30 protein-coding genes and 2 pseudogenes are annotated in these 26207 nt (G+C 60.3%); 21 read left to right on the forward strand and 11 right to left on the reverse strand.

Features of this window, described 5'->3' with window-relative positions:
• The first annotated feature begins 55 nt into the window (after positions 1-55).
• From ACA059_RS11970 to ACA059_RS11990, 5 genes are all read left to right on the forward strand, one after another.
• Positions 56-676 carry a cytochrome b/b6 domain-containing protein gene (locus ACA059_RS11970; RefSeq protein ID WP_497633947.1) on the forward strand — a complete coding sequence of 207 codons (621 nt, stop codon included), beginning with the start codon at positions 56-58 and terminating at the stop codon, positions 674-676.
• On the forward strand, positions 673-1458 hold the full coding sequence (locus ACA059_RS11975) for a molybdopterin-dependent oxidoreductase (RefSeq protein ID WP_497633948.1): 786 nt from the start codon (positions 673-675) through the stop codon (positions 1456-1458). Before ACA059_RS11970 ends, ACA059_RS11975 begins: the two co-directional genes overlap by 4 nt.
• A gap of 71 nt (positions 1459-1529) precedes the next feature.
• Positions 1530-1811 (forward strand): pentapeptide MXKDX repeat protein, encoded by a 282-nt coding sequence (locus ACA059_RS11980; RefSeq protein WP_497633949.1) that lies wholly within the window; start codon positions 1530-1532, stop codon positions 1809-1811.
• A gap of 182 nt (positions 1812-1993) precedes the next feature.
• Positions 1994-2401: a response regulator gene (locus tag ACA059_RS11985; protein ID WP_497633950.1), complete on the forward strand. Its 408-nt coding sequence runs from the start codon at positions 1994-1996 to the stop codon at positions 2399-2401.
• Positions 2402-2490: 89 nt separating this feature from the next.
• Entirely contained in the window at positions 2491-3159 is a 669-nt protein-coding gene (locus ACA059_RS11990; protein ID WP_497633951.1) for an HAD-IA family hydrolase, read from the forward strand.
• Positions 3160-3265: 106 nt separating this feature from the next.
• On the opposite strand, the gene ACA059_RS11995 is transcribed toward ACA059_RS11990, so the two are convergent.
• Together ACA059_RS11995 and ACA059_RS12000 are read right to left on the reverse strand one after the other, a co-directional pair.
• Entirely contained in the window at positions 3266-3925 is a 660-nt protein-coding gene (locus tag ACA059_RS11995; protein ID WP_497633952.1) for a methyltransferase family protein, read from the reverse strand.
• Positions 3926-4060: 135 nt separating this feature from the next.
• Positions 4061-5008: a GlxA family transcriptional regulator gene (locus ACA059_RS12000; RefSeq protein WP_497633953.1), complete on the reverse strand. Its 948-nt coding sequence runs from the start codon at positions 5006-5008 to the stop codon at positions 4061-4063.
• Positions 5009-5131: 123 nt separating this feature from the next.
• Here ACA059_RS12000 and ACA059_RS12005 point away from each other — a divergent pair, with 123 nt between their 5' ends.
• The gene (locus tag ACA059_RS12005; protein ID WP_497633954.1) at positions 5132-5923 is read left to right on the forward strand and encodes an SDR family NAD(P)-dependent oxidoreductase; all 792 of its coding nucleotides are present in this window, start codon (positions 5132-5134) and stop codon (positions 5921-5923) included.
• 67 nt (positions 5924-5990) lie between these two features.
• Entirely contained in the window at positions 5991-6920 is a 930-nt protein-coding gene (locus tag ACA059_RS12010) for a pyridoxal-phosphate dependent enzyme (protein WP_497633955.1), read from the forward strand.
• A 52-nt stretch (positions 6921-6972) separates the two neighbouring features.
• Here ACA059_RS12010 and ACA059_RS12015 read toward each other — a convergent pair whose 3' ends face one another.
• Together ACA059_RS12015 and ACA059_RS12020 are read right to left on the reverse strand one after the other, a co-directional pair.
• Positions 6973-7290: a DUF2388 domain-containing protein gene (locus ACA059_RS12015; RefSeq protein WP_462051406.1), complete on the reverse strand. Its 318-nt coding sequence runs from the start codon at positions 7288-7290 to the stop codon at positions 6973-6975.
• Between the two features lie 115 nt (positions 7291-7405).
• A pseudogene (locus ACA059_RS12020) lies at positions 7406-7606 on the reverse strand (RidA family protein); the annotation flags it as partial.
• 5 nt (positions 7607-7611) lie between these two features.
• On the opposite strand from ACA059_RS12020, the gene ACA059_RS12025 reads away from it, so the two are divergent.
• From ACA059_RS12025 to ACA059_RS12045, 5 genes and pseudogenes are all read left to right on the forward strand, one after another.
• Positions 7612-7989 carry an amino acid ABC transporter permease gene (locus ACA059_RS12025; protein WP_497633956.1) on the forward strand — a complete coding sequence of 126 codons (378 nt, stop codon included), beginning with the start codon at positions 7612-7614 and terminating at the stop codon, positions 7987-7989.
• 594 nt (positions 7990-8583) lie between these two features.
• Positions 8584-8952 carry a DUF6124 family protein gene (locus ACA059_RS12030; protein ID WP_497633957.1) on the forward strand — a complete coding sequence of 123 codons (369 nt, stop codon included), beginning with the start codon at positions 8584-8586 and terminating at the stop codon, positions 8950-8952.
• Between the two features lie 327 nt (positions 8953-9279).
• Positions 9280-10218: a cyclase family protein gene (locus tag ACA059_RS12035; RefSeq protein ID WP_497633958.1), complete on the forward strand. Its 939-nt coding sequence runs from the start codon at positions 9280-9282 to the stop codon at positions 10216-10218.
• A gap of 237 nt (positions 10219-10455) precedes the next feature.
• Positions 10456-10599: pseudogene (locus ACA059_RS12040) on the forward strand (hypothetical protein); the annotation flags it as partial.
• A gap of 72 nt (positions 10600-10671) precedes the next feature.
• Positions 10672-11601 (forward strand): LysR family transcriptional regulator, encoded by a 930-nt coding sequence (locus ACA059_RS12045; protein WP_497633959.1) that lies wholly within the window; start codon positions 10672-10674, stop codon positions 11599-11601.
• On the opposite strand, the gene ACA059_RS12050 is transcribed toward ACA059_RS12045, so the two are convergent.
• From ACA059_RS12050 to ACA059_RS12060, 3 genes are all read right to left on the reverse strand, one after another.
• On the reverse strand, positions 11594-12577 hold the full coding sequence (locus ACA059_RS12050; RefSeq protein WP_497633960.1) for a cyclase family protein: 984 nt from the start codon (positions 12575-12577) through the stop codon (positions 11594-11596). The genes ACA059_RS12045 and ACA059_RS12050 overlap by 8 nt on opposite strands.
• A gap of 167 nt (positions 12578-12744) precedes the next feature.
• A complete protein-coding gene (locus ACA059_RS12055; protein ID WP_046055817.1) occupies positions 12745-13059 on the reverse strand; it encodes an NIPSNAP family protein in 315 nt (104 codons plus the stop codon).
• Positions 13060-13072: 13 nt separating this feature from the next.
• Positions 13073-14239, reverse strand: coding sequence for an iron-containing alcohol dehydrogenase (locus ACA059_RS12060; protein WP_497633961.1), 1167 nt, complete (start codon positions 14237-14239; stop codon positions 13073-13075).
• Between the two features lie 154 nt (positions 14240-14393).
• Here ACA059_RS12060 and ACA059_RS12065 point away from each other — a divergent pair, with 154 nt between their 5' ends.
• The 4 genes from ACA059_RS12065 to ACA059_RS12080 all read left to right on the forward strand — a co-directional run bounded on the left by ACA059_RS12065 (position 14394) and on the right by ACA059_RS12080 (position 18795).
• Entirely contained in the window at positions 14394-15182 is a 789-nt protein-coding gene (locus tag ACA059_RS12065) for an SDR family oxidoreductase (RefSeq protein ID WP_497633962.1), read from the forward strand.
• A gap of 327 nt (positions 15183-15509) precedes the next feature.
• Complete coding sequence (locus ACA059_RS12070; RefSeq protein WP_497633963.1) at positions 15510-16823, forward strand: MFS transporter; 1314 nt, start codon at positions 15510-15512, stop codon at positions 16821-16823.
• A gap of 16 nt (positions 16824-16839) precedes the next feature.
• Complete coding sequence (locus ACA059_RS12075; protein WP_497633964.1) at positions 16840-17955, forward strand: NAD(P)/FAD-dependent oxidoreductase; 1116 nt, start codon at positions 16840-16842, stop codon at positions 17953-17955.
• Between the two features lie 243 nt (positions 17956-18198).
• On the forward strand, positions 18199-18795 hold the full coding sequence (locus ACA059_RS12080; protein ID WP_497633965.1) for a DinB family protein: 597 nt from the start codon (positions 18199-18201) through the stop codon (positions 18793-18795).
• Here ACA059_RS12080 and ACA059_RS12085 read toward each other — a convergent pair.
• Together ACA059_RS12085 and ACA059_RS12090 are read right to left on the reverse strand one after the other, a co-directional pair.
• A complete protein-coding gene (locus tag ACA059_RS12085; RefSeq protein WP_497633966.1) occupies positions 18716-19636 on the reverse strand; it encodes a LysR substrate-binding domain-containing protein in 921 nt (306 codons plus the stop codon). The genes ACA059_RS12080 and ACA059_RS12085 overlap by 80 nt on opposite strands.
• A 186-nt stretch (positions 19637-19822) precedes the next feature.
• Positions 19823-20728, reverse strand: a complete 906-nt coding sequence (locus ACA059_RS12090; RefSeq protein WP_497633967.1) for a LysR substrate-binding domain-containing protein — start codon at positions 20726-20728, stop codon at positions 19823-19825.
• Positions 20729-20846: 118 nt separating this feature from the next.
• Between ACA059_RS12090 and ACA059_RS12095 the strand changes: the two genes are divergently transcribed.
• From ACA059_RS12095 to ACA059_RS12105, 3 genes are read left to right on the forward strand one after another with little or no spacing between them, the layout of a single operon-like run.
• Entirely contained in the window at positions 20847-21863 is a 1017-nt protein-coding gene (locus ACA059_RS12095; RefSeq protein WP_497633968.1) for an aldo/keto reductase, read from the forward strand.
• A 2-nt stretch (positions 21864-21865) separates the two neighbouring features.
• Complete coding sequence (locus ACA059_RS12100; RefSeq protein ID WP_497633969.1) at positions 21866-22663, forward strand: SDR family NAD(P)-dependent oxidoreductase; 798 nt, start codon at positions 21866-21868, stop codon at positions 22661-22663.
• A gap of 27 nt (positions 22664-22690) precedes the next feature.
• Positions 22691-23101 (forward strand): SRPBCC family protein, encoded by a 411-nt coding sequence (locus ACA059_RS12105; protein ID WP_497633970.1) that lies wholly within the window; start codon positions 22691-22693, stop codon positions 23099-23101.
• 50 nt (positions 23102-23151) lie between these two features.
• Here the strand turns inward: ACA059_RS12105 and ACA059_RS12110 are convergent, their stop codons facing one another.
• Both ACA059_RS12110 and ACA059_RS12115 read right to left on the reverse strand, forming a co-directional pair.
• Entirely contained in the window at positions 23152-24453 is a 1302-nt protein-coding gene (locus tag ACA059_RS12110) for an ATP-binding protein (protein ID WP_497633971.1), read from the reverse strand.
• The gene (locus tag ACA059_RS12115; RefSeq protein WP_033060285.1) at positions 24450-25190 is read right to left on the reverse strand and encodes a response regulator; all 741 of its coding nucleotides are present in this window, start codon (positions 25188-25190) and stop codon (positions 24450-24452) included. Before ACA059_RS12115 ends, ACA059_RS12110 begins: the two co-directional genes overlap by 4 nt.
• Positions 25191-25495: 305 nt before the next feature.
• Here ACA059_RS12115 and ACA059_RS12120 point away from each other — a divergent pair, with 305 nt between their 5' ends.
• Entirely contained in the window at positions 25496-25759 is a 264-nt protein-coding gene (locus tag ACA059_RS12120) for a DUF2790 domain-containing protein (RefSeq protein ID WP_497633972.1), read from the forward strand.
• A gap of 48 nt (positions 25760-25807) precedes the next feature.
• Positions 25808-26020: a hypothetical protein gene (locus ACA059_RS12125; RefSeq protein WP_497633973.1), complete on the forward strand. Its 213-nt coding sequence runs from the start codon at positions 25808-25810 to the stop codon at positions 26018-26020.
• Positions 26021-26207 lie beyond the last annotated feature (187 nt).

Genomic DNA, 26207 nt, shown 5'->3' on the forward strand with positions numbered 1-26207 from the left:
GGCGATCTGTCGGCTCGCATAATCGGCTCCAACGATCAACCGCCGGGAGCCCATCATGTCGCAGTTACCTGCCTCACCCGCCGTTAGCAGCCATCCCCGCTGGCTTCGGCTGACCCATTGGCTGAACGCCCTGGCGGTGCTGGTCATGGTCACCAGCGGTTGGCGAATCTATAACGCTTCACCGCTTTACGACTTCAGTTTTCCCAAAACGATCACCTTGGGTGGATGGCTCGGTGGCGCGTTGCAATGGCATTTCGCGGCGATGTGGCTTCTGGCCGTCAACGGTCTTGTCTACCTGATCATCAACCTCGTCAGTGGTCGTCTGAAACGGCGCTTTTTCCCGGTTTCACCTAAAGGTGTCCTGCATGACTTGTGGGCCGCGTTGAGAGGGCGGTTGGGGCATGCCGATCTGGGTCATTACAACCAGGTGCAACGGGTGGCGTACCTGTTCGTGATGGTCGACATCACGCTGCTGGTGATGTCCGGGCTGGTGTTGTGGAAGTCCGTCCAGTTTCCTCTGTTGCGTGAGCTGCTGGGCGGTTACGAAGGCGCGCGGCACGTGCACTTCATCGCGATGTCGCTGTTGGTGGCCTTTGTCGCGGTTCATCTGGTGATGGTCGCGCTGGTTCCCAAAACGTTGTGGGCCATGATTACCGGTCGCAAGGAGGTCGTATGAAAAAGCGCATTCAAGGCTCAGGGCTGGACGAGTCGTCCATCCTGACGGATGCCAGGAAAATCATTGCCCCACAGATCGAGGACCGCTCACGACGCTCGTTCCTGATGCGCGGCCTGACCCTCGGCGGTGTGGCCATGTTGTCCGGCTGCAACCTCACCGACAACGAAAGCGTCGAAACCGCGTTGTCCTCCATGTCCCGGTTCAACGATCGGGTGCAGGGCTGGTTGTTCAACCCCAATGCACTGGCGCCGACCTATCCCGAGTCGATGATCACCCGGCCGTTTCCGTTCAATGCCTTTTACGGCATTGACGAGGCACCCGTCGTCGAGGAAACCGATTATCGACTGGAAGTGACCGGGATGGTCGCCGACAAGCGCAGCTGGCGCCTGGAAGAACTGCGCGCCATGGCCCAGACCGAACAGATCACCCGGCACATCTGCGTCGAAGGCTGGAGCGCGATCGGGCGCTGGGGCGGCGTACGGTTCAGCGACTTCCTGACGCGGGTCGGTGCCGACACGGACGCCAAATATGTCGGCTTCAAATGCGCGGACGACTACTACACCAGCATCGACATGGCCACCGCACTGCATTCGCAAACCTTGTTGACGCTGACCTATGACGGCGCGGTGCTGCCTCGCCAGTACGGCTTCCCGATGAAGCTGCGCATGCCCACCAAGCTGGGCTACAAGAATCCCAAACATATTCAGGCGATTTTCGTCACCAACACCTATCCAGGTGGCTACTGGGAAGACCAGGGCTACAACTGGTTCGGTGGCAGCTGATGGCACCTGGCTACTTCACTGCGCAGCGCCCGCTGCGCTCATTCGCAACCTGTGCTTCAAGGAGTTCCATCATGAAAAAGTTAGCGACCACCGTACTCTCCATGTGCCTGGCGTTTGGCGCCGCCAGCGTGTTTGCCGCCGATGCAACAACCAATAACGGCATGAGCAACGACAGCATGAGCAAGGATTCAATGTCTAAAGACGCCATGCACAAAGACACGATGAAAAAGGACGCCATGTCCAAGGATTCCATGAGCAAGGACACGATGAAGAAAGACACCATGTCCAAGGACGGAATGAAGAAGGACGCGATGTCCAAGGACACCCTGAAAAAAGACGCTCCGTCGTACTGATTCGCACACCCTTCTTCGAGGCCAGCCCCTGGTTTTCAGGCGCCCATACAGCGCTGTTTGGCGCCTGACTCGTCGCCCGATTGCATCAAAAATGAATTTTCCGCCGAGCCCGCTGCTCATACTTGATAGGTAGCGGATTTGAGCCCGCGAAATCATTTATACGATCAGGGAGTGGCAAAGTCATGTGTCCAGAATCGATGGCAGGCGATCACCTTGCTGGCGGGTTGATTCTTGTGGTTGAGGATGACCCGCTGATCCTGGAGTTTCTCTGCGAAATTCTTCAGGAGGAAGGCTTTGTGGTTGAACCGCATGTCAGTGCAGACGCCGCATCGGAATATCTGGAACAGCATGCCAGCCAAGTGGTGCTGTTGCTCACGGACATCACCATGCCAGGCAAACGCAATGGCGCGGACCTGGCCAACGAGTTCGGCGACCGCTGGCCGGACAAACCGATCATGATCATGTCCGGTTTTGAAACACCGGAAAGCGCCGGGGTCAGGCATGCGGTTTCGTTCATCAAGAAACCGTGGGCGCTTGGGCAGTTGCTGGACTGTGTGGAAGGTGCCTTGAAGTCGAAGATGCTTCGCTGAAACGTTATTGCAACGCTTGAACTCAGCCACCTCGCAAATGCTACATTGCTCGGCGAACCCGCCTGGCACTTGCGAGAGGAAGCTCCCCCTTGTCTGCACAAGAATCTGTCTTCAACACCCCGTACCGTGCTTTTCTGTTTGATATGGACGGCACCGTCCTCAACTCCATCGCCGCTGCCGAGCGGATCTGGGCGGCCTGGGCCTTGCGCCACGGCGTCGATGTCGACACCTTCCTGCCCACCATCCATGGCGTTCGCGCCATCGACACCATCAATCGTCTGGCGTTGCCCGGGGTGGCTGCCGAGGCTGAAGCGGCGTTCATCACCGAGGCGGAAATCGAGGACGTCGAGGGGATCATCGAGGTGCCTGGCGCGGCGAATTTCCTGAAGTCGCTGCCCGCCAACCAGTGGGCAATCGTCACCTCGGCGCCGAAGGCACTGGCGCTGCGGCGGATGGCCGCGGCGGGCATTCCAGAGCCTTTGGTGATGGTCACTGCCGAAGACGTCAGTGCCGGCAAACCTGATCCAGCAGGTTATCGACTGGCGGCCAAGCGTTTGGGCGTGGAACCGGCCGATTGCCTGATTTTCGAAGACGCCACCGTGGGCATTCTCGCGGCCGAGGCAGCGGGCGCGGGCCTGATCGTGGTGACCGCGACCCACGACCATCCGCTCCAGACCTCGCACGCCACGCTCGCCAGCTATGAGTTAGTTATCACGCTAGTGGACCCCGACGGGCATGTCCGCCTACAGAAAATCTAATGTGGGAGCGAGCTTGCTCGCGATGGCGGAGTGTCATTCAAAACAAATGTTGAATGTCAGGCCCCCATCGCGAGCAAGCTCGCTCCCACATTAGGGTTGTGTTGTTTCAGTAAACCCCGGGAATCAACCGCCAACTGCGGGCGCAGTAAGCCTCGTATTCGCTGCCGAACTGCGTCCTTAACAGCCCTTCTTCGGAGTGAATGCGGGCGATCAGCGGGATCAGCGTCAGCGCGGCCAGCAACAGGCCAACGCCGGAACGAAAAGCCAGTGCCCAGCCCACGGCAGTGATCATCAGCCCCAGATAACTGGGGTTGCGCAAGGTGCGATAAATACCGTCGGTGACCAGCGTGTGCCCCGGCTGAATCGCCACCAGTCCACTGAAACGCTTGCCCAGCACAAACACCGGCCACAGCCGCAGCGTGCCGCCGATGATGAACAGCAACGCCCCGAGCCAGCGCACACCTTCGCCACCAAAGGTCCAGAAATCGATCCGGTCGGTATAGGCCGGCAGGTACCCGCTCAATAAACCGATCACCCCGAACGCCGGCAGCACCCAACGATTGGCCCGGTCTTCACGTTCGCCGGAACTCAGGTTGACCTCGGTGAACAAGGACGCGATGGCCATCACCAAAGTGGCAAGCACAATGACCACCAGCGGTGCATGAGAGAAAAACGCCGAGAATCCGCCAAGCCCCCACACTGCGAGCCCAAGGTAGGCGAGGGTAGAAACAATGGCGAAAAACGCCAGTTTGGCCGAGATTTTCATCTGCACCTCCACAAACGGACCTGACACCGTTCATTGTAGGAGCTGCCGAAGGCTGCGATCTTTTGATCTTGGCTGTCCTCAATACCGCTCAAGATCAAAAGATCGTCCGAACGCGGCCCGAACCTGCGGCAGCTCCTACGTAGCGGTGTCGGCCCTGGCATTACGCCGAATCACCTGCGGCGGTTGCCCGAACGCCCGAAGGAAGGCTTCGCGCATGCGGCGACAGTCGCTGAAGCCGGATTCTTCGGCGATCTGATCGAGGGTCAGTCGCCCGCGTTCCAGCATCTGCCGTGCCGTTTCCAGGCGCAGGTTCTCGATGGCTTTGGCCGGTGATTGACCGGTTTCCGCCCGGAAGGCCCGGCTGAATTGCCGAGGGCTGAGGCGCGCGACCTCCGCCAGTTGCTCCACCGACAACGTCTCGGTGAGGTGTTCTCGCGCATAGCCAAGGACGGTTTGAATGCGATCGGATTTCGCTTCCAGTTCCAGCAGCGCCGAGTGCTGCGACTGGCCGCCCGCGCGGCGGTGGTACATCACCAGTTTCTGCGCCACGGAACGGGCCAGAGCAGCGCCGTGATCCTTTTCCACCATGGCCAGCGCCAGGTCGATGCCGGCGGTCATCCCGGCGGAGGTCCAGATCGATCCGTCGACGACGTAGATGCGGTCTTCTTCGACCTTGATCGACGGAAACCGCACTTGCAGCTCCCGGGCATAAGCCCAGTGGGTGGTGGCCCGCCGTCCGTCGAGTAGACCGGCCTGTGCCAGGACGAACGCCCCGGAGCAGATCGACGCCGTGCGCCGCGCGGTTTTAACGCTGTCGCGCAGGTAAGTCAGTACGCCCTCGGGTGCCTGCTCGAGGATGGCATCGCCGCCCACCACAATCACCGTGTCGAACACCCGCTCACCAAAGGCCTCGGTGCCGACGCTCAGCCCGCCGGAAGCGCGCAATGTTCGGCCGTCTTCGGACAGTACGCTGACGTCATAAAGCGCTTCGCCAGCGCTGAAGTTGGCGTACTCGAACACCGGCATGGCCGCCAGCGCCATGGACTGGAACCCTTCAAACACTACAAACGCCACGGAAGTCATCGAGATGTCCTCAAAAGGTCATGTCCGAAAAACGTACTTTAAACGTCATTTGAGACGGGCGTTAGACCCTTTATAACGGTTCACACCCGGCGACGTTATCGCCTCACTGTGAAGGAAATCGACATGGCCCTCTCATCCAAAGGTACCGCTCTGATCACTGGCGCTTCTTCGGGCATCGGCGCGGTGTATGCCGACCGTCTCGCCCGGCAAGGTTACGACCTGATTCTGGTTGCCCGCAGCCAGGCAAAACTGAACGCCCTCGCCAACCACCTGAGTAACGAAACCGGTCGCGCCGTGGAAGTGGTCGCCGTCGATTTGAAAGACAAGGCCGACGTGCGGCGGGTCGAAGAAATTCTACGCTCCGACGCCAGTATCACCCTGTTGGTCAACAACGCCGGGGTCGGCGCTGTCATGCCGCTGCTCGGTAGCCCCGTGGATGACATGGAAGACATGATCACCCTCAACGTTACCGCTTTGATGCGCCTTGCTTATGCGGTGGTGCCAGGCTTCGTCGCTCGCGGCACCGGGACGGTGATCAATATCTCCTCGATCGTCGCCATCGCCCCGGAAATTCTCAACGGCGTGTATGGCGGGACCAAGGCGTTTGTCCTCGGCCTGAGCCAATCGATGCACCGCGAGCTGGCCGACAAAGGCATTCGTATCCAGGCCGTATTGCCCGGTGCCACCGCCACCGACTTCTGGAGCGAGGCCGGCAACCCGGTGGAAAACCTGCCGCAAGAGATCGTGATGTCTGCCCAGGACATGGTCGATGCCGCGTTGACGGGCCTGGCGCAAGGCGAAGTGGTGACCATTCCGGGCCTGCACCAAGGCGATCAGTGGGACGCCTACGAAGCCCAGCGTCAGAGGCTTTCAGGTTTATTCGGCAACTCCACGGCAGCACCGCGTTATCGCTGAAGCGGTAGCCTCCGGGCAGGGTGAACTAAGCTTGGATGAGGACCGTTCACCCTTAAGGAGCTCCACCATGCTTCACATCAGAACGCCCTTGATTCTGCATCCAGACCTGTCGACCCCAGCCCGACGAATCTGGCTCAAGCTGGAAAACCTGCAACCCAGCGGCTCATTCAAACTTCGCGGTATAGGGCTCTTGTGCAGTCAGGCGGCAGAGCAGGGTAAGCGCAAAGTGATCTGTCCTTCCGGCGGCAATGCCGGGTTTGCCACCGCCGTGGCTGCTTCCAGCCTGGGGTTGAAAGCCTGCATTGTGGTGCCGCACACCACCCCTGAAACCACTCGCGCAAAAATCCGGAAAACCGGTGCCGAGGTGATCGTCCATGGCAAGGTCTGGGACGAAGCCAATTTACGGGCCAAAGAACTCGCGCAGGGCGCGGACACCGAATACGTGCCGGCCTTTGATCACCCAGTGTTGTGGGAAGGACACAGCACGATGGTCGATGAAATCTTCGAGGATTGTCCTCAGGTCGATGCACTTGTGATGTCGGTAGGGGGCGGAGGGTTGCTGGCGGGGATTCTCACCGGATTGATCCGCCACCGTCGCATGGACTGCCGGATCATCGCGTGTGAAACCCAGGGTTCTGCGTCTTTTGCCGCCGCGGTCAGTGCCGGACATCCGGTCGTATTCCCCCGGATCGATACGGTCGCCAGGTCGCTCGGTGCGACTCTGGTGGCCGCCTGGCCGGTGCAGCACATCCTCGATTTCCCGCACGAATGTGTAGCGCTCAGCGATGACGAGGCGATCATGGGCGTGGTGCGTTACGCCAATGATCTGCGTCAGTTGGTCGAGCCGGCGTGTGGGGTTTCGTTGGCGATTGGATACCTGGATCATCCGGCGATTGCCGGTGCCCATGATGTGGTGATTGTGGTGTGCGGCGGCGTGAGCATCAGCACGCAATTGGTGGCGGGTTGGGCGCGTTTATCAGGCGTGGAAGCAAGGTAGGGCTGCAAACGCTATCTGGGTGCTGCGAGCCCCACCACTAATTTTTTAGCCATCATTGACCCGCAGCAGCACCATCCTGGACGAGGATCGCTCTGGCCAGGTCTTCGTCGCTGGCGTTGAGGCCAGGATTGTCCTGACGAATCTGTTTTAAGACCGACTCCAGATAAACCCCACGAATAGCGCCGCCGCTGGCAACGAAGCTGGAGGCGTCATCCCGGGCAGGGATCATGAGTTTGTGGTCCTTGAACGTCGAGTACAGCGATGCGGAAACCCCGGCTGACGTGGCGACATCGCCCGCATCCACTTTGGCCATAGCGGAGCCAAAGGGCAAACACAGCAAAAGGGAAGAGATGATCATCAGACGGCGCATGACGGTGTCCTCTGAAAGCGTGAAGCAAAAAAGGAAGTACCTCATCTGTAGGATGCGTGGCGGTCGTCAGGAGTTCCCTGCCGATGCGTTCAGTCCAACGCCTGCCTCTGAAAAATCAGCCCCTCGCCGCACACACGATGATCTCCACCAGTAACGCCGGATCAGCCAGCTTGGCTTCGCCGCAGGCGCGAGCCGGAGCGTGGCCTGCCGGTACCCAGGCGTCCCACACGGCGTTCATCGCCTCGAAGTCCGCCATGTCGGCGAGCCAGATGGTGGTTTGCAGCAGCTGTTGACGGGTCGAGCCGGCGGTTTCAAGCGGCCATGATTGGTTTGGGGCTGAATGCTGCGGCGTACCTGTCGGAGATTTACCGCTCGGGTCTGGAGGCCGTGCCCAAAGGGCAAGTGGAAGCTGCGAAGGCGATTGGCATGCCGCACCTGAAGGTGTTGCGCTGGGTCGTGTTACCCCAGGCCATCCGCATCGTGCTCGCGCCGATCGGTAACGTCGCGATCTCACTGTTGAAGGACACCTTGGTGGCCTCGCTGATCGCGGCGCCGGACCTGATGTTGCGGGCTCAGGACTTGAGTTCCGTGTACTTCATGCCGCTGGAAATCTACATCCTGGTGGGCGCGATCTACTTTGCGCTGTGTTATCCGCTGTCACTCGGCGTGCGATTGCTGGAGCGCAAGACCAGGCACTGATCGGGATAGAGGTTGACCACAAATTCTGTGGCCACCCGAGATTCAATGTGGGAGCGGGCTTGCTCGCGAAGGCGTCGTGTCAGTCGACATCTGCATCGACTGACACACCGCTTTCGCGAGCAGGCTCGCTCCCACATTGGTTTTATGTTGTTCGCGAGATTTGTGGCCGACACCGGACCCTGTGGGAGCGAGCTTGCTCGCGATAGCGTCAGCCGGCACACCGCATAAACACGTTTAACGACGCGCGTTTAAAGACACTCGGTGTTACGTCATAAGCGGCTACAACACCTTGCGTCGTTACCTACGCGTACGCCAGAATCCGCCGGCTTGTGCGGCTATGGGGCGGGCTATATCGTTTCCCGGTCACTGCAAAACAGTGATCGGGTTTGGTAGCCCGCCTGTTGTAGCCGTATGGCAACACCTTATGCAGTCTCCTTTTTTTGGGGCTTTGCTTTTTATGGTGGTCATGCGTGGGGCTCCTTTGTGAGCGCCGGGTTCCTACTACAGCCGGTCTACCAACCCACGTATGGCCGCCACCCATCGTTTGGTAGCGAGGGTGATGGCTCCTTAAAATTTGTAGTAGGAGTTTCATCTATGTTCAAAGTCACACCCAACCCCCCGAATACCAGTCCGTTACCCTACGACGCCTTTCTTGATCTTGACCCCAAGAAAATGAACGAGGCGGCCGACCGCGCACTCAGCTTCTACCTCGACCCCGGGGCGTCGAAAACGCAGATACCGCCCCGCAAGCCCAGCACCATTTTCACCATCGACGCAGCGGTGGATGACGAAACGTTGCTCGTCGAGGCCTGTGAATCGTTGGCATCAGCCAGCGCCATGGTCAACGATCTCACCGACTTAACGGACGGCCCGCGACGGCAAACGATGCTGGTGCTGCAACGGGTGATCATGTTGGGTGAGTTAGCGGTCAATCGGGTTTTGGATAACCACAAGCCTGGGTAGCAGCCAGGCGCGCCCGTGAGGGAGCGTGCTCCCTCACGACACTTACTTCTGATGGAACATTCTGTGGCGAGGGGGCTTGCCCCCGTTGGGCTGCGAAGCAGCCCCAAATCGGCCATCGAGTACTTTCTGATACACCGCGACAGCTTTACTGGGGCGCTGCGCAGCCCAACGGGGGCAAGCCCCCTCGCCACAGGGGTTCAGTGTTAGAAGTACCAGCGCCACCATCACTCGTGACAATCCAGAACAATTGTATTGCCGGTACCTGTCTGTTTCCCCACAGACGGGCTGCGTACCTTGGGTCCACTGCAACCTCACAAGGACCCCCTCATGCTGAATCGATTGGTACTGCCGTTCGCCCTGTTGTTCACCCTCAATGCCGCCCAGGCTGCGGATGCCGAAAAATGGTATCCGTCGAAATACGGCGCCAACGATGAAATTGGCGCGCTGAATCTGCTGAACGCCGAGTCGGTGATTAATGCCTCGAAACTGATCAAGACCGGCAAAACCTACCCCTTGGCCGTGCCCATCGACAAAACCCTGCCGGCCTTCCGTCATCGCAGTTTTCACCTGACCAACATCCAGCCGGGCGAAGCGGGCGGCACGACGATGGGGCCGAACAAATTCACCTTCAACGATGAACTGGTGGTGGGCTGGACCGGTGTCGGCACTCAGCTCAACGGCATTGGCCATATCGGTATCGACAACGTCTATTACAACGGCAATCGCGCAGCGGATTTCGTGACCGTCGAAGGGGTGAAAAAGCTCGGCATCGAAAAGGTCCCGCCGATCGTCACCCGTGGCGTGGTGCTGGACATGACCGCCGTGTACGGCAGCGCCATCGTGCCGGAGAAAACCGAGTTCAGCGTCGCCGATATTCAGAAGGCGCTGGACCTGCAAGGCATCAGCATTCAGAAGGGCGACGTGGTGCTGTTCAACACCGGTTGGCTGGAACTGCTGGGCAAGGACAATGAGAAATTCCTCGCCGTGGAACCGGGCATCGGTATGGAAGCGGCCAAGTGGCTGGCGGACAAACAGATCGTCGCGTTCGGTGGCGACACCTGGGCCTCGGAAATCTACCCGGCCAAAGACGGCCAGGAATTCCCGGTCAACCAATTCATGCTGGCCAAGAACGGCATCTACAACCTTGAACTGATCGACAGCCGCGCGCTGGTTCGGGACAAGGCCTGGGAGTTTATGTTCGTGCTCGGGCAGCCGCTGTACAAGGGCTCGACCCAGGTCAACATCAACCCGGTCGCGATTCACTGACACCGATTGCACTCCGATGACGGGTCAGGGGATGACAAACGCTCATCCCCTGGCCCGTTGTTGTCATTTGTTTGCCCATAACCCCGGCCCATAGAGTGAAGCGTGCGCCTTGGGCGTATCCCTTCAATTCGAGTGATCGCCTGCCGAACGCAGGCGAGGGAGTTTTTGATGTCCGATATTTTGGGCCAGCAGTTCATCGACGGGCAGCGTAGCGCCCTGGGCCGCGAGACGCTGCACAGTTTCGCCATTGATCGCTTTCTGCGGCCGGTCTGCTACCAGAACTATCCTGATGAATACCTGCCCGAGGCGCTGCAAAACAGTAACCCGTTGGGCCTCAATCGACTGGTCGACGGCCAGTGGAGCAGGGCGCCCCTGAGCTGAATATCTGCCCACGCCGGCAGATGCCGGCGTGGGCCTTGACGGATTTGTCCTTTGAATCGAGCACACACAGACATGGTTCCTTCCCTTGGCAGCATCGCTTCGCGCTTGCGACTCAAGCAACTTCGGTTGCTGATCGCGCTGGATGATCGCGGCTCGTTGCACAAAGCCGCCGAGCAGATTTCGATTTCCCAGTCCGGCGCCACCAAGGCGTTGCATGAGGTTGAGTCGTTGCTCGGCATGCCGCTGTTCGAACGCCAGCCCAAAGGTCTGGTGGCCAACGAAATGGGCCGTTGCATGATTCGTTATGCGCGGCTGATCTACAGCGATGTCGAACACCTGCGCGAAGAAATGCTCAGCATCATGCAAGGCCAGGGCGGGCGGCTCTCGGTGGGGGTGATCATGGGCGCGGTGCCGTTGCTGACCCGAGCCCTGACCGAGTTGCGCCTGAAGCAGCCGGAGCTGTCCGTCGAACTGGTGGAAAACACCAGCGCCACGTTGCTTGGATTGCTGGATCAGGGACGGCTGGATCTGGCGATTTGTCGCACCAGCGTCGGCCAGCGCTCGGACGCTTACGACTGCATCGAACTGAGCGAAGAACCCTTGGCGGTGGTCGCCAGCAAAGACCATCCGCTGGCCAGTGCCGAGTCATTACAGCTGTCGCAGTTGAGTGACTATCGCTGGGTGGTCTATCCAAAAGACATGCCGATGCGTCAGGCCCTGGAGCGTGAACTGAATGAGGCAGGGCTGGAGATTCCGCGTTATCCGCTGGAAACCTCATCCACCTTCGCCACCATTTTGCTGGTGCAACAGGACCCGACCTTGTTGGCGGTGATTCCGGTGGAAGTGGCCAGGTTCTGCGAGCAATTCGACTTGCTGGTGAAGCTGCCGGTGTCGATGCGTGCATTGATCGAGCCTTACGGCGTGATCAGCCGGGCCGGCGCCGATCTTTCCCCGGCGGCGACCCTGCTGATCAACGAACTGCAGCAGGACCTGATTACTTGATCACGATCGGATTCACCGGTGCACCGGTGCCGCCAACAACCTTCAACGGCGCGGCGGTGTAGAGGAACTGCCACTGGCCGTCTTCGGCGCAATCGCTGGCCAGATCATCGAGCATCGCCACTTCGGTGAAGGTCACGCCGAGGTTGCGCATCAAGGCATTGTGCAGCGGGATCAGCACGCCCGAGGTGGGGTCGACCGCCACTTCGTTGGCCATGGTGTCGGTCACCAGGTTGGGGATTTCCATCTGGTGAAACCATTCCACCAGCTCGCGGCTGAAGGTCAGGCCCGGCTCGGCGAAATCCTTGTAGAACTCTTCCGGCTCACGCTCGTAGAACGAGCCGATCCAGCCAGTGCGGATGATCAGGATGTCGCGCTTCTGGATCTCGATGCCCTGGGCTTTTGCTGCGGCCAGCAGGTCCAGGTGAGTGAACGTCTCGCCCTTATCCAGCACCGCTTTGCCGCGATGCCGGGCCATGTCGATCAACACGGCGCGCCCGACAATCCCGCGTTCGGCAATCGGCAGGATGCTGGCCTTGTCCATGCTGCCGATGGTGCTCATGGCGTCATAGCCATTCCACAGTTTGTTGTCGTGCCAGACGTGGCCCAGCGCGTCGTATTGGGTCGAGCCTTGCAGGTGCATGAAGATCACGTCGTCGGCGTATTCCACATGGCCGTCGAAATGGGTCTTGCCGGCCAGGAAATGGCCCTTGTCCAACACGTTGACGCGCATCGATGGACGTCGGCCGGGCCACAACGGTTCGCCTTTGGGGTGGCCGATCTGCACTTGCAGGGTGAAGGTCTTGCCCTGGCGTACCGAGGCGATACCCCGGAGGATTTCTGCGCTTTGCAGGTAATTCAGGGCGCCGACTTCATCGTCCGGCCCCCATTTGCCCCAGTTGGTCGGCAGGCCTTCGAGCAAGGCTTTGATGTCGGGAGAACGGTCAGCGGCGGTGTTGTTGGGATTGTGGTCGCACATGAGGTTGTCCTTGGGATTTAACAGACGCCAGGAATCTGCCTTTGTAGGAGCTGCCGAAGGCTGCGATCTTTTGATCTTGATTTTTATTGCCCTTGAAGGCGCCAAGATCAAGAGATCGCAGCCTGCGGCAGCTCCTACAGGGGATTGTGTTGATCCGAAGGCTGAGGTTATTTGATGGGTGAGAAATCCGCGGCGATCAGCAGTTTCGATTCCATCTTTTCCAGCATCGGGAACGCCTTCGGCACGAAGCCTTCGAGCCAGTCCGGGTCTTGATACAGCGCGGCCCGTTTCTTGATCCGGTCATCGAGACTCTCGTAGGCCCAGATGTGGATGACCTGATTCAGCTCGCCGATTTCGGTGTACCACCAGCCCACCAGCGTGGTGTAGCGGGAGATCACCGGCAGGCCGGTTTCTTCGAAGTGCTTGAGGTAGGTCTGCATTTTTCCGATTTGAATCGTGTAGGTGCGCATTTCGTAAAACATGGGAGTCGTCTCTTTAGGAATGAGTGCCGTGCCAGGCGTTGCTGATGATTCGTTCGATATCGGCGGCGGTGGTCAGGCGTGGATTGACCAGCACGTTGCCGCTGCGCATCGAGTCGCTGACCATTTGCGGCATGTAGTCCAGGTCCACCCCCAGGTCCTTGATGTTGTCGGGAATGCCGATGGCCTTGTTCAGCGCCACCACGTGCTCCACCACTGTGTGCCCGGCGCGGGCAACGCTCAGGCCATCGACGTTCTCGCCCATGGCCATGGCGATTTCACGAAACAGCTCCGGGCAGGCCGCCAGGTTGTATTCGATGACGTAGGGCAGCAGCGTCGCGTTGGCGATGCCATGGGGAATGTTGAACACGCCGCCGAAGGTGTGGGAGATCGCGTGCACGTTGCCCAGTTTTGACTGAGCGAACGCGACGCCGGCGAGGAACGAACCGAGCAGCATCTGTTCCCGGGCGTGGAGGTCGGAGCCGCTGAAAAATGCCTTCGGCAGGTGGGTGCAGATCATCTTGATCGCTTGCAGCGCCAGGGCCTGGCTGACCGGGTTGGCCTGCTTCGACACGTAGGACTCGATGGCGTGGGTCAACGCGTCCATGCCCGTGGCAGCGGTGATCGATGGCGGCAGTTTGAGCGTCAGTTCGGCGTCTAGAATCGCCAGTTTCGGAAACAGCGCCGGGCTGATGATCACGGTCTTGAACAGGGTTTTGGTGTTGGTGAAGACCGTGGAGGCCGTGCATTCGCTGCCGGTGCCGGAGGTGGTCGGAATGGCGAAAATCGTCAGCGGCGGGTGCAGCAGTTTGTCGTAGCCCTCGTAGTCGAGGATGTTGCCGGGGTTGGTGGCCATGGCCGCGACACCCTTGGCAGTGTCGATGCTGCTGCCGCCACCGACGCCGATTACCGAGTCGCAGTCGTGGTTTTTCAGGAACGCCACGGCGCGTTCCAGCACGTCGGTGGTGGGGTTCGGTTCTACGCCGGAAAACACTTCGTAGTGAATATCACTGTCGGCCAACGAGGCGAAAAAACCTTCCATCACGCCCGACGCCATCAGCCCTTCGTCGGTGACCACCAGCAGTTTTTTTCGAACATGCGGCTTGAGCAGCGCACCGGCCTGACGCACCAGGCCGTTGCCGCTTTTCAGGGTCGTGGGGAAATAAAACTGGAACGGGTTCATGGGTGTCTCCGGTTCTTATTGGTCTGGAGACAGTAATTAGCGTGGGAGGCGGCTGATAATGAAAAGGTCTGATCCGGTGATCACCCTTTGTCATCCCCTGAGGAGTTGTATTGCAGTGGTAACGTAAGGGTTTCGAACCGACAGGAGCATCGTCATGGAATTGGGAATATCGGGTCGCTGGGCCATCGTCTGCGCCGCCAGCAAGGGGCTGGGTCTGGCCTGTGCGCGCGCCTTGGCGAAGGAGGGTGTCAATCTGGTGATCAACGCCCGTGGCAACGAAACCTTGCAGGCTGCGGCCGAAGAATTGCGCAACCTGGCACCGGGCATCGAAGTGCGCACGGTGGCCGGGGATATCAGCACGCCTGCGGTGCGCGAGCAGGTGTTGGCGGCGTGTCCGCAGGTAGACATCCTGGTCAATAACGCTGGCGGCCCGCCGCCGGGCGACTTTCGCGACTGGCAGCGCGAAGACTGGTTGAAGGCGCTGGACGCCAACATGCTCACGCCCATCGAACTGATCAAGGCTTGCGTCGATGGCATGGCCGAGCGCGGTTTCGGGCGCATCGTCAACATCACCTCTGGCGCGGTGAAGGCGCCGATCGATGTGCTGGGTCTGTCCAACGGCGCCCGTAGCGGGCTGACCGGTTTCATCGCCGGGCTCGCGCGTCAGTCGCGTCTGGCCGGGCACAACGTCACCATCAACAACCTGCTGCCAGGCCCGTTCGAGACTGAGCGCCTGCACAAAACCCTCAGTGCCGCCGCCGAAGCCAACAGCACCACGGTCGAGAGCATCAGCGAGCAGCGGCGCAAGCACGTGCCGGCCCAGCGTTTCGGCCAGCCCGACGAGTTCGGCGCTTACTGCGCGTTCATCTGCAGCGCCCACGCCGGTTTCCTCACCGGGCAAAACCTGTTGCTGGACGGCGGCAGTTACCCCGGTACGTTCTGATCGATTGGGGGGATGACATTCGGTGATCCCCCAATCAGATCCCCTCATTATTCAGCTGTCGGGTGCGTGATTAGAGTGGGGCCGCTAGCCCAATGCCAGGCAGACAAGACGCAGAACCTGTGGAAGCGAACTGTGGCGAGGGAATTTATCCCCGTTCGGCTGCGAAGCAGTCGTCAATCCGGACAAACCGGTCTGTCTGAAGGGACGGGGGGCCGCTTCGCGACCCAACGGGGATAAATCCCCTCGCCACAGTTCGCTCCCACAGGATTTGCGTTTTGACTGACAGGTGTTGGGTCGCTTGCATCCACAAAAACAAGAGCGCCCCTCATGAACAATCCGAGTGCCGAAACCCTGCGGCTGGCAGCCGCGTCTGCAACCGAGCGCCCCACCAGCGTGCGCTGGCGGATCTTCCTCATCATGTTGCTGCTGACCGCGATCAACTACATCGACCGCGCCTCACTGTCGGTGGCCTTGCCGCTGATTTCCAGTGAGTTCCAGATCCCGCCAGCGTTGGAGGGTTTGATGCTCAGCGCGTTTTTCTGGTCCTACGCATTGATGCAGATTCCCGGCGGCATGCTGCTGGATCGTTTTCAGACCCGCCGTGTGATCGTCATTGCGACCGTCGCCTGGGGCGCCTTTCAGGCCCTGGCCGCCGGCGCGCACAACTGGATCACGCTGCTGATCACCCGCATGGGCCTGGGCATTGCCGAGTCGCCGATCATGCCGGCCGGGGCCAAACTCAACGGCGCCTGGCTGACGCCTAACGAACGTGGGCGCGGCGCAGTGCTGGTCGACGGTGGTGCACCGCTGGGCAGTGCCTTCGGCGCGATCATCATCGCCGGCCTGATCGGCTGGTTCGACTCCTGGCGTATCGCCTTCGTGATTGCCGGCATCGGCACCATGCTCGCCGGTGTACTGGCCTGGAAATACATCCGCAACCATCCCAGCGAACACCCTGGGGTCAATGCTGCGGAACTGGCGCACATCACTGAAGGCAATATCAAAGTCAGCCAACCCGGCGCGGTCACCAGCATTCCTCTCAAAGAGCTGCTCAAGGATCGCTCGGTGCTGGCGATGTTCGCCGGTTATTGCTGCATTCTCAGCGTGTTCTACGGCTTGCTGACCTGGATGCCGAGCTACCTGCACCAGACTCACGGCCTGAACATTTCGAGCATGGGCGGGGCGACGTTCCTGATCTTCATGTGCGGTTTTGTCGGCGAGCTGGTCGGCGGTTATCTGGGGGATAAATGGAAATCCAGCGGCGCCTCGCCCAACCTCGTCATGCGCAGCATGTTCAGCGGTTCGGCGCTGGTGGCGGCCCTGTGCATGCTGGCGGTGGCGTATGCGAGCGAGGCCAGCAAAGCGATCGGCTTGCTCTGCGTGGCGATGTTTTTCATTCGCTGGTGCGGCATGTACTGGTGCATTCCGTCGATCCTCGGCGGCACCTCGAAAACCGGCGTGCTGGCCGGCACCATGAACTTCTGCGGGAATATGGCCGGGGTGATCGTGCCGATCCTGATCGGGCTGATCGTGCAGTTCACCGGGTCGTATTTCCTGGTGCTGATCTTCTTCGTGGTCATGGCCATGCTGCTGGCGATATTCTCCAGCCTGATCGATTATCGGGAACGAGGGTTGGCGTGAAAGGAGCGGAGGGCAGGTGAGCGTCGATATCGAGTGTGTGGTGGTCGGGGCCGGAGTGGTCGGGCTGGCGGTCGCCACAGCCCTGGCCCGCAGCGGGCGGGAAGTGTTCCTGGTCGAGGCGGGCGAGGGGATTGGCGTGGGCATCAGTTCGCGCAATTCGGAAGTGATCCACGCCGGCATTTACTACCCGAACGGCAGCCTCAAGGCGCAAATGTGCGTGGAGGGCAAACAACGCCTTTACGCCTTTTGCGATGAGCGCGGCGTCGATTATCGGCGCCTGGGCAAGTTGATCGTCGCCACCGATGACGGTCAGTGCGCGGCCTTGCGCAAGTTGCTGGAGCAGGGCCACAGCAATGGCGTCGATGACCTGCAATGGCTGGACGCCGAACAGGCGCGGGAACTTGAACCGGCAGTGTCCTGCGTCGCTGCGCTCTGGTCGCCGTCCACCGGGATTGTCGATTCCCATGCCCTGATGCTGGCGCTTCAGGCGGATGCCGAGGCCAGCGGCACTTCGCTGGTTTTTCATACGCCACTGGCGTCGGCCCGTTGCACCGAGCATGGTTTCGATCTGCAGATGGGTGGTGCCCAACCGATGGCCTTGAGTTGTCGCGAGTTGATCAATTGCGCCGGATTGTTTGCGTCTGAGGTGGCGAGCCGGATTGAAGGCTTACCGTCGCAGCACGTTCCCGAGGCACGATTGTGCAAGGGCAGCTATTTCAGTTTCAGCGGCCGGGCGCCATTCCGGCATCTGGTGTATCCGGCACCGGAAAGTGCGGGGCTGGGCGTGCACATGACGCTGGACCTGGGCGGCCAGGCGCGCTTCGGGCCGGACGTCGAATGGGTCGATCACGTCGATTATCGTGTGGACCCACGCCGAGCCGATGGCTTCTACGAGGCGATCCGGCGCTACTGGCCGGCATTGCCCGATAACAGCCTGCAACCGGCCTACAGCGGCATCCGTCCGAAAATCACCGGACCGACCGAACCAGCGGCCGACTTTGTCATCAGTGGTCCGGCCGAGCATGGTGTGCCGGGGTTGGTGAACCTGTTCGGAATCGAATCACCGGGTTTGACCAGTTGCCTGGCGCTGGCTAATCGGGTGGTGGACCATCTAACTCCGCATTCTTTGTAGCAGCCGCGCTGTGGCGAGGGGATTTATCCCCGTTCGGCTGCGAAGCAGTCGTAAAACCTGAACGCACGATTTATCTGATGCACCGCGTTGTCTGAATTCACGACTGCTTCGCAGCCGAACGGGGATAAATCCCCTCGCCACAGCGCAGCACAGGTCGCGAAGTGACCGGTAATCAGCGTTTGCAATGCCGCTCGCCCTGAGGGCTATGCTTGGCAGTGCGCCCATCACAATGGGAGACCTCCGATGATTAACGTACGCACTGCCCGCATGCTTGCCGATTACAAACGCTGGGCCAATCAACGCCTCTTTGACAGCCTGGCCGCACTGCCACCGGGTGAGGTCAATAAAGAGCGCGTGTCGGTGTTCAAGAACATGATCGGCACCCTGAACCACCTCTACGTGGTGGACTGCATCTGGCGGGCCCACCTCGAAGGCCGAGGGCACGGCTTTAAAACTTCACACGATCTGCTGCACCCCGACCTCGCTGAGCTGCGCATGGCGCAAAAGGACATCGATCACTGGTACTGCGACTGGAGCGAACGGCAGACTGATGCTTCGCTGGATAAACCCGTCGAGTTCAGCTTTGTCTCGGGGGAAAGCGGCATCATGAGCGCCGGCGCGATACTGATGCATGTGGTCAATCACGCCAGTTATCACCGCGGCTGGGTGATCCAGATGTACTTCGAAATTCCGGTGATGCCACCGGTCACTGACCTGCCGGTGTACCTGCGCGAAACCGACCCCGCGTCTTTCCAATCGATTAATGCCCCGGCAGTGGAGCGCCCATGTGTTGGGCAATTCGCGAGCGCAACCAACGTTCTGCCGGATCGTTATCGTTGACGCCGTTCCAGACCATGGACAGTTCGGACAGTACGATGTCAAACGGCGGGTCGTCGGCACGCAGCTGGCTGCTGCCTTCGATCAGCGCGCACGCCGCGTAGTCCGGCACCGTGGCCAGCAAATCGGTGCCGGCCAGCAAGGCGCGCAGGCCGGCAAATTGCGGCACCGCCAGCACCACCCGGCGTGAGCGGCCGATGCGCGCGAGGTCATTGTCGATGGCACCGGTCAAATCCCCGGAAAATGACACCAGCGCGTGAGGGCGTTCGCAGTATTCATCCAGGGTCAGGGTGCCGGGACGATTGTCGCCGCGCAGGATCTTGACGCTCAGGTCACGCAACTTTTTGCGCTTGGCGTTGGCCGGCAGTTCCGTGGTGTAGCTGATCCCGACGGAGATCTCCCCGGAGGCGAGCATCGACGACATCAGCAAGTAATTCACCCGACGCACCACCACCACGACGTTCTGCGCCTCTTCACGTATTTGCTTGAGCAGCGGCGGAAACAGGCCGAACTCGGCGTCGTCGGACAGGCCGATGCGAAACACGTCGCGGCTGGTGGACGGGTCGAAATCCTTGGCCCGGCTGACCGCGCCAGAGATGGTGTCCATCGCCGGCTGCAATTCCTTGAGGATCGCCAGGGCCCGCTGGGTCGGCTCCAGCACCCGACCGTTACGTACCAGCAGCGGGTCGTCGAACAGGTCGCGCAACTTGGCCAGTGAGGCACTGACGGCGGGCTGACCGAGAAACAGCTTCTCCCCGGCCCGGGTCAGGTTCTTTTCGAACATCAGGGTTTCGAAAATCACCAGCAGGTTCATGTCGACGCGGCGCAGGTCGTTGCGGTTCATGCGGGCTTCTCGCAGGATTTCGGGGTCTTTTCAGTAAAGCACCAAACCTGGGTGAGCAACCAAACGACATCTCCAGCGGATCAAAAGATCGCAGCCTCGTTGCACTCGACAGCTCCTACAGGGTTTGGCGTACACCTGTAGGAGCTGTCGAGTGCAACGAGGCTGCGATCTTTTGATCTTGAAGTCTCAGAGTGAGTCAGCCGAACCCGGTTCCGTCAGCACTTTCCTGAACGTTTCCACCAGCGGTCGCAAATTAATCCGGTGCCACGCCGCCCACAGCGGTCTGGTGAAGCAAATCCACGGCACTTCCCGCAGGACCACGCCCGGCGGTGCGTTGCGGCTCAAGCCTTTCTGAATCATGGCGATGCCTAGTCCCGAGGCCACCAGAGCCAATGCAGTGAAGGGGCCGGTGGCTTCCATGCGGATGTCCGGGGTGAAGCCGGCGCGGATGCAGGCGCTGACGAAGTCTTGGCGGTTGGTGACATTCTGGTGGTGCTGCACGCCGATCCACTCCTGATCGGCCAGGTCCGCCGGGGTCAGTGTTGTGTGGTTCGCCAAAGGATGATGTTCGGGCAGGGCCAGCAGCATCGGATCGTCCAGCACCTGAAAACCCAGCAGGTCCGGGTCGTCGGCGACGGGCGGTTCGCTGACCAGTGCGATATCCAGACTACGCTGACGCAGGCCTTCGAGTTGTTCGGCGGAATTCTGGTTGTACAGCGCGACGTGCACGTTCGGTCGGTCGATCCGCAGTACCCGCAAGGCATTTGGCAAGACGCCGGCGTGCATGGCGTTTTCGATGTAGCCGATGCACAAGCCGCCTTCTTCGCCACGACCGAGGCGCTTGCCGAGGGATTCCAGGCGATTGGCGTGGGTCAGCAGGGCACGGGTCTCGGCCAGAAAAGTCTGGCCATCGCGGGTAAGGCGAATGCGTTGCTGGCTGCGTTCAAACAGGGTCAGCCCCAGGCGCTCTTCAAGCTGGGCGATCTGCCGGCTCAGGGGCGACTGGGAAATGTGCAGGCGTTCGGCGGCGCGACCGACGTGTTCTTCTTCGGCGACGGCGACGAAGTAGCGCAACTGGCGGATGTCGATCATGTCAGACCTCTAGGGACTCAAGTGCTGCGCATTATGTCTTGGACGGTCCGACCCTTGCAATCTAGGATCTGCTCATCGGTCACATCAGCTGACCCCTGACACTCAAGAGGATTCACCCATGAGCTTGAAAGACAAACTGCCCGGCGCGCTGGGTTTCGGTACCGCGCCATTGGGCAACATGTTCCGCGCCATTCCTGAAGACGAGGCGATGGCCACCGTCCACGCTGCCTGGGATGCCGGCGTGCGTTACTTCGACACCGCACCGTTTTACGGTTCGGGCTTGTCGGAAATTCGTCTTGGCACCGCGCTGGCCCAGTACAACCGCGACGACTATGTACTCAGCAGCAAAGTCGGCCGAGTGATTCTCGATGAAATCGAAGACGCCGCGGCCCGTGACTTGGGCGAAAAAAGTGGAGTGTTCGAACACGGTCGCCCGAACAAGATCGTCAACGACTACAGCGCCGACGCCACGATGCGCTCCATCGAAGACAGCCTCAAGCGCCTGCAAACCGATCGTCTGGACATCGTCTGGGTACATGACATCGCCCAGGACTTCTACGGCGATCAATGGTTGGAATACTTCAACCAGGCCCGCACTGGCGCTTTCAAAGTGCTGACCCGCTTGCGCGACGAAGGCGTGATCAAGGGCTGGGGCCTGGGCGTGAACAAGGTTGAACCGTGCGAGCTGACCCTGGATCTGACCGAAGCCCAGCCGGACGGTTTTCTGCTGGCCGGTCGCTACACGCTGCTCGACCACGACCGTGCCTTGCAACGTCTGATGGACGCCGCGCTGGCGCAGAACGTCGAGATCGTGGTCGGTGGTCCTTACAGCTCGGGCATTTTGGCCGGTGGCACACACTTCGAATACCAGAAAGCCAGCCCGGCGATCATCAACAAAGTCGAGCAGATCAAACGCATCGCTGCCGCGCATGGTGTCGACATCAAGGCAGCTGCGTTGCAGTTCTCGTTGGCTAACCCGGCCGTGGCGGCGGTGATTCCGGGGTCCAGCCGTCCGGACCGGATTGCTGAAGACGTGGCCGCGATGTCGGCTGTCATTCCCGCTGCTTTCTGGCAGGCGATGCGCGACGCGAAACTGGTGTCTGAACGTGCGCCATTGCCGATCATTGGAGGTTGAGCATGAAAATCGATCTGACTGGAAAACTCGCCATTGTCAGCGGCAGCACCGCCGGCATTGGCCTGGGCATCAGCAAGGCGCTGGCCGAATCCGGCGCCACGGTGGTGGTGATCGGCCGTGAGACGGCCAAAGTCGAACAGGCGCTGGCGAGCATTCGCCAGAGCGTGCCAGACGCGCAGTTGCGTGGCCTGACCGCAGACCTCGGCACGGCTGAAGGCGCCGAGTTGTTGTTCGCCGCCGAACCACGGGCGGACATCCTGGTGAACAACCTCGGGATCTTCAACGACGTGGATTTCTTCGACGCACCGGACAGTGAGTGGACGCGTTTTTATGAGGTCAACGTGATCTCCGGCGTGCGCCTGTCACGGCATTACGTGCCAGACATGGTCAAGCAGGGCTGGGGCCGGGTGATCTTCCTGTCCTCGGAGTCCGGGGTCGCAACACCGGCCGACATGCTCAATTACGGCGTGACCAAAAGCGCCAACCTCGCGGTGTCCCATGGTTTGGCCAAGCGGCTGGCGGGCACTGGGGTGACGGTTAATGCAATCCTGCCTGGCCCGACGTTGACCGATGGCCTGGAGCAGATGCTCAAGGACGCCACTGACAAATCGGGGCGCAGCGTTCGGGAAGAAGCCGATGCCTTCGTGCGCAAGGCCCGGCCGACGTCGATCATCCAGCGTGTGGCGGATGTCGAGGAAGTCGCCAACCTGGTGGCCTACATCGCCTCGCCGCTGTCGTCGGCCACTACCGGCGCAGCTTTGCGGGTCGACGGCGGTGTTGTCGACAGCATGGCGATCTGACCCTTATTGATTGAGAGAGAATATTTCATGGCTACAGCATCAGCATTCATCGACATCCCGGCGACCGCCGACCAGGTTTGGCAATTGATTGGCGGCTTCGACACGCTGCCGGACTGGCTGCCGTTTATCCCGAAAAGCGAGCTGAGTGAAGGCGGCCGGGTGCGTAGCCTGCAAACGGCGGACGGGGCGGTGGTGGTTGAGCGGTTGGAGGCGTTTGATAACGCTGGGAAGACTTACAGTTATTCGATTTTGCAGGCGCCGTTTCCGGCTACTGACTATCTGGCGACTATCAGTGTTGAAACGCAGGGGCAGGGCGCGCGAGTGAGCTGGTCTGGGCGGTTTACGCCTGTTGGGGTGAGTGATAAAGAGGTTGAGGAGTTGTTTGCCGGGATTTACCAGGGCGGTCTTGAAGCCCTGCGGGCCAACTACCCGGCCTGATTGACTGCCGATCGTTCCCACGTCGAACCGTTCGCGTGGGAACGATCATGCTACTGAGCCGGCAATTTGAGCTCCGCGCACAACCCACCTCCCTCACGATTACTCAACGTCAACGATCCCCCTATCGCCAACGCCAACTGCTGTGCAATCGCCAATCCCAACCCGGTCCCGCCGGTGCTGCGGTTACGTGAGTTCTCCACGCGATAAAACGGTTCCATCACCTGGGCCAATTCCTCCTCGGCAATCCCCGGCCCGCGGTCCATCACTTTCACCGACAAACTGCCGTCAGTCTTCGCTTCCACCCTCAACTCGGCGGCGCCAGCGAACTTCAATGCGTTGTCCGTCAGGTTCACCAGCACCCGCCGCAAGGCGTGCGGTCGGGTGTTGATCACCGCGTCACTTTTACCGCCCAGTTGAACGTCTTTGCCCATGTCCTGATAGTCGAACACCAGGCTGTCGAGGAACGAATCCAGATGGGTGCGGCGACTTTCCTCGGTGGCGCCATGAACGCTTCGGGCATAGGCCACGCCTTCGCGCACCAGGTGTTCGATCTCGCCAAGATCATTCCAGAGTTTGTCTTTCTCGGCGGAGTCGTCCATGAATTCGGCGCGCAGTTTCATGCGGGTGATCGGGGTTTGCAGGTCGTGGGAAATCGCCGCCAGCAGTTGCATGCGTTCCTTGAGGTAAGCGGCGATGCGCGCCTGCATCGAATTGAAGGCCATGGCGGCATGGGCGACTTCGGTCGGGCCTTTTTCGTCCAGGTGCACCGCGTGGGTGTTGGGGTCCAGGGTCTCTACCGCTTGGGCGAGGCGGGTGAGGGGGCGAATGGCGATTCTCACGGCCAGCCAGGTGCAGATGAGCATGAGTGCCAGTTGCCCCAGCAACACGATGGGTAACCACGGCGACAACGGCACCATCGAGGGTCGCACGTCGATGGTCAGCGGGCTGCCGTCCGCCAGTTTCAGGTGGACTTGAAAATGTTTATCCGGCCCGGGGATGTCGGTCACCGTCATCGGGTAATCCTTGCCGATGGCCTCTTTGATCGACGTCATCGCTATGGGTGAATCGCTCATGGGCATGCCCGGCGAGCCTTCGTTCAACAAATAGCGGTAGTTACGTCGATCCAGTTGTTGCAGCCAGCTCATGCGCTCTTCGGCCGGCAAGCGGTCGAGGATGGCGATGGAGGTCGAGACGTCGGTTTCCAGATTGCCCAGCATGGTGTTCTTCGTGCTTTCGTACCGCTCGTAGTACTGCGCTCCGAAAGACAGCGCCTGCGCGAGAATCAAGCCGATCAGGAAGATCAGCGACAGTCGCGAGGCGAGGGTGCGAGGCCAGCGCATCGAGAGGTTCATGAGGGCGCCCCGAGGACTTCCACCGGCAAGGAAAACACATAGCCTTCGCTGCGCACGGTTTTGATGTAGGCCGGTTCGCGGGCATCGTCCAGCAAGCGCTGGCGCAAGCGGCTGACCAGCAAGTCGATGGAGCGGTCGAACAGGTCGGCATCGCGGCCTTGGGTCAGGTTCAGCAATTGATCGCGATTGAGCACCCGCTGAGGATGATCGAGGAACACCCGCAGCAACCGATATTCCGCGCCACTGAGCGCGACCATCGTGCCGTCCTCATCGAGCAAGTGCCGGGCCGAGGTGTCCAGGCGCCAGCGCCCAAAGGCCAGCAGGCGACCGCTTTCGGTGACCACCAGGTTGGGCGGCAGCATCCGCGTGCGGCGCAGCACGGCGTTGATTCGGGCGAGCAGTTCACGAGCGGCGAACGGCTTGACCAGATAATCGTCGGCGCCCATTTCCAGGCCGATGATGCGGTCGGTTTCATCGTTGCGTGCGGTGAGCATCAGCACCGGCGTGGCCTTGTGTTTGCCGGCGCGCAACTCACGGCACAGCATCAGGCCATCGTCGCCCGGCATCATGATGTCGAGCACGATCAGGTCCACCGGCGTGGACTCCAGGAACGTGCGCATTTGTCGTCCATCCGCCACGACGGTGGTGCGCAGGCCGTTTTTCTTGAGGTAGTTGCCTACCAGTTCCCGGATCTCGCGGTCATCGTCCACGATGAGAATGTGATCGACGTGTTCCATTTGGCCAGGCCTCTGTAGATGGGGGATGTCGCGCAGTCTATCGAGCCTTGGCCCGCTCGCCCGCAGTCCTTTGTATTGCAGTGTATCTGGCATATCGGCGGATACACGTGGACGCAAAAACACCCATTTTCAGGGCATTTGTATCGCTGTGTATCCCGGCCCGGTTTTGATACGTACCGATTTACACGCGCCTGTTCCTGACACAGTCGGGATACCTCGCGAGCTTCTAATAGGTTCCATCGAGGCAAATCAAACCGCCTCGGCCCAATAAACGATTGCCCTATTGAAGCCTTGAGGAAACCACCATGAACACCAAAGCCGTCTACGCCGCTTGCCTGTTTGCCGCCCTGAACATCTGCACCTTGTCGGCCCGTGCCGAAGCCGATGTCTCCGCTAAAACCTACACCTACGGCACGCACCTGGACATCAAGAAAGTGGTGTCGCTGAAACAGGACGCCTCGACTTCCTGTGGGGTTGTGGATGCCCAGCTGACTTACCTGGATTCCCATAACAAAACCCAGGTCCTGGACTATCGCAAATTTGCTGATGGCTGCAACTCAGACAACTGAGTCCGGCGCTGACCCATTGCCCATCCCATTTGAAACAGGAAGAACATCATGAACAACGTCACCCGCTTTTTGACTGCCATTGCCTTCTCCGTGGCTGGCGCCGCTGCCCATGCCAACGCTGCTGTTGAACAGAAAAGCTGTGGCAGCGCGACTTGCTTCCAGCTGACGCCGGTGGCGGAGAAGGGTGGGAACGCCTTTTTGGCAGAGAACGGTGGTAACCGGACTCCGCAGGGGCAGTTGCTGGATAGCCAGACTGCTTGAGGGTGTCCGTGAGAGCCACCCCTCACCCCAGCCCTCTCCCCAGTGGGGAGAGGGGGAAAGGGGGCAGATCTCCAAGCTTTTCAAAATCTGAGTTCGACTCGCACTTTCAGGTCGCAGAATTTCTACCAAACCACTCGGTCAGTCCCCTCGCCCCTCTGGGGAGAGGGTTAGGGTGAGGGGTGGATTT

Source organism: Pseudomonas sp. LBUM1647, from assembly GCF_059716175.1.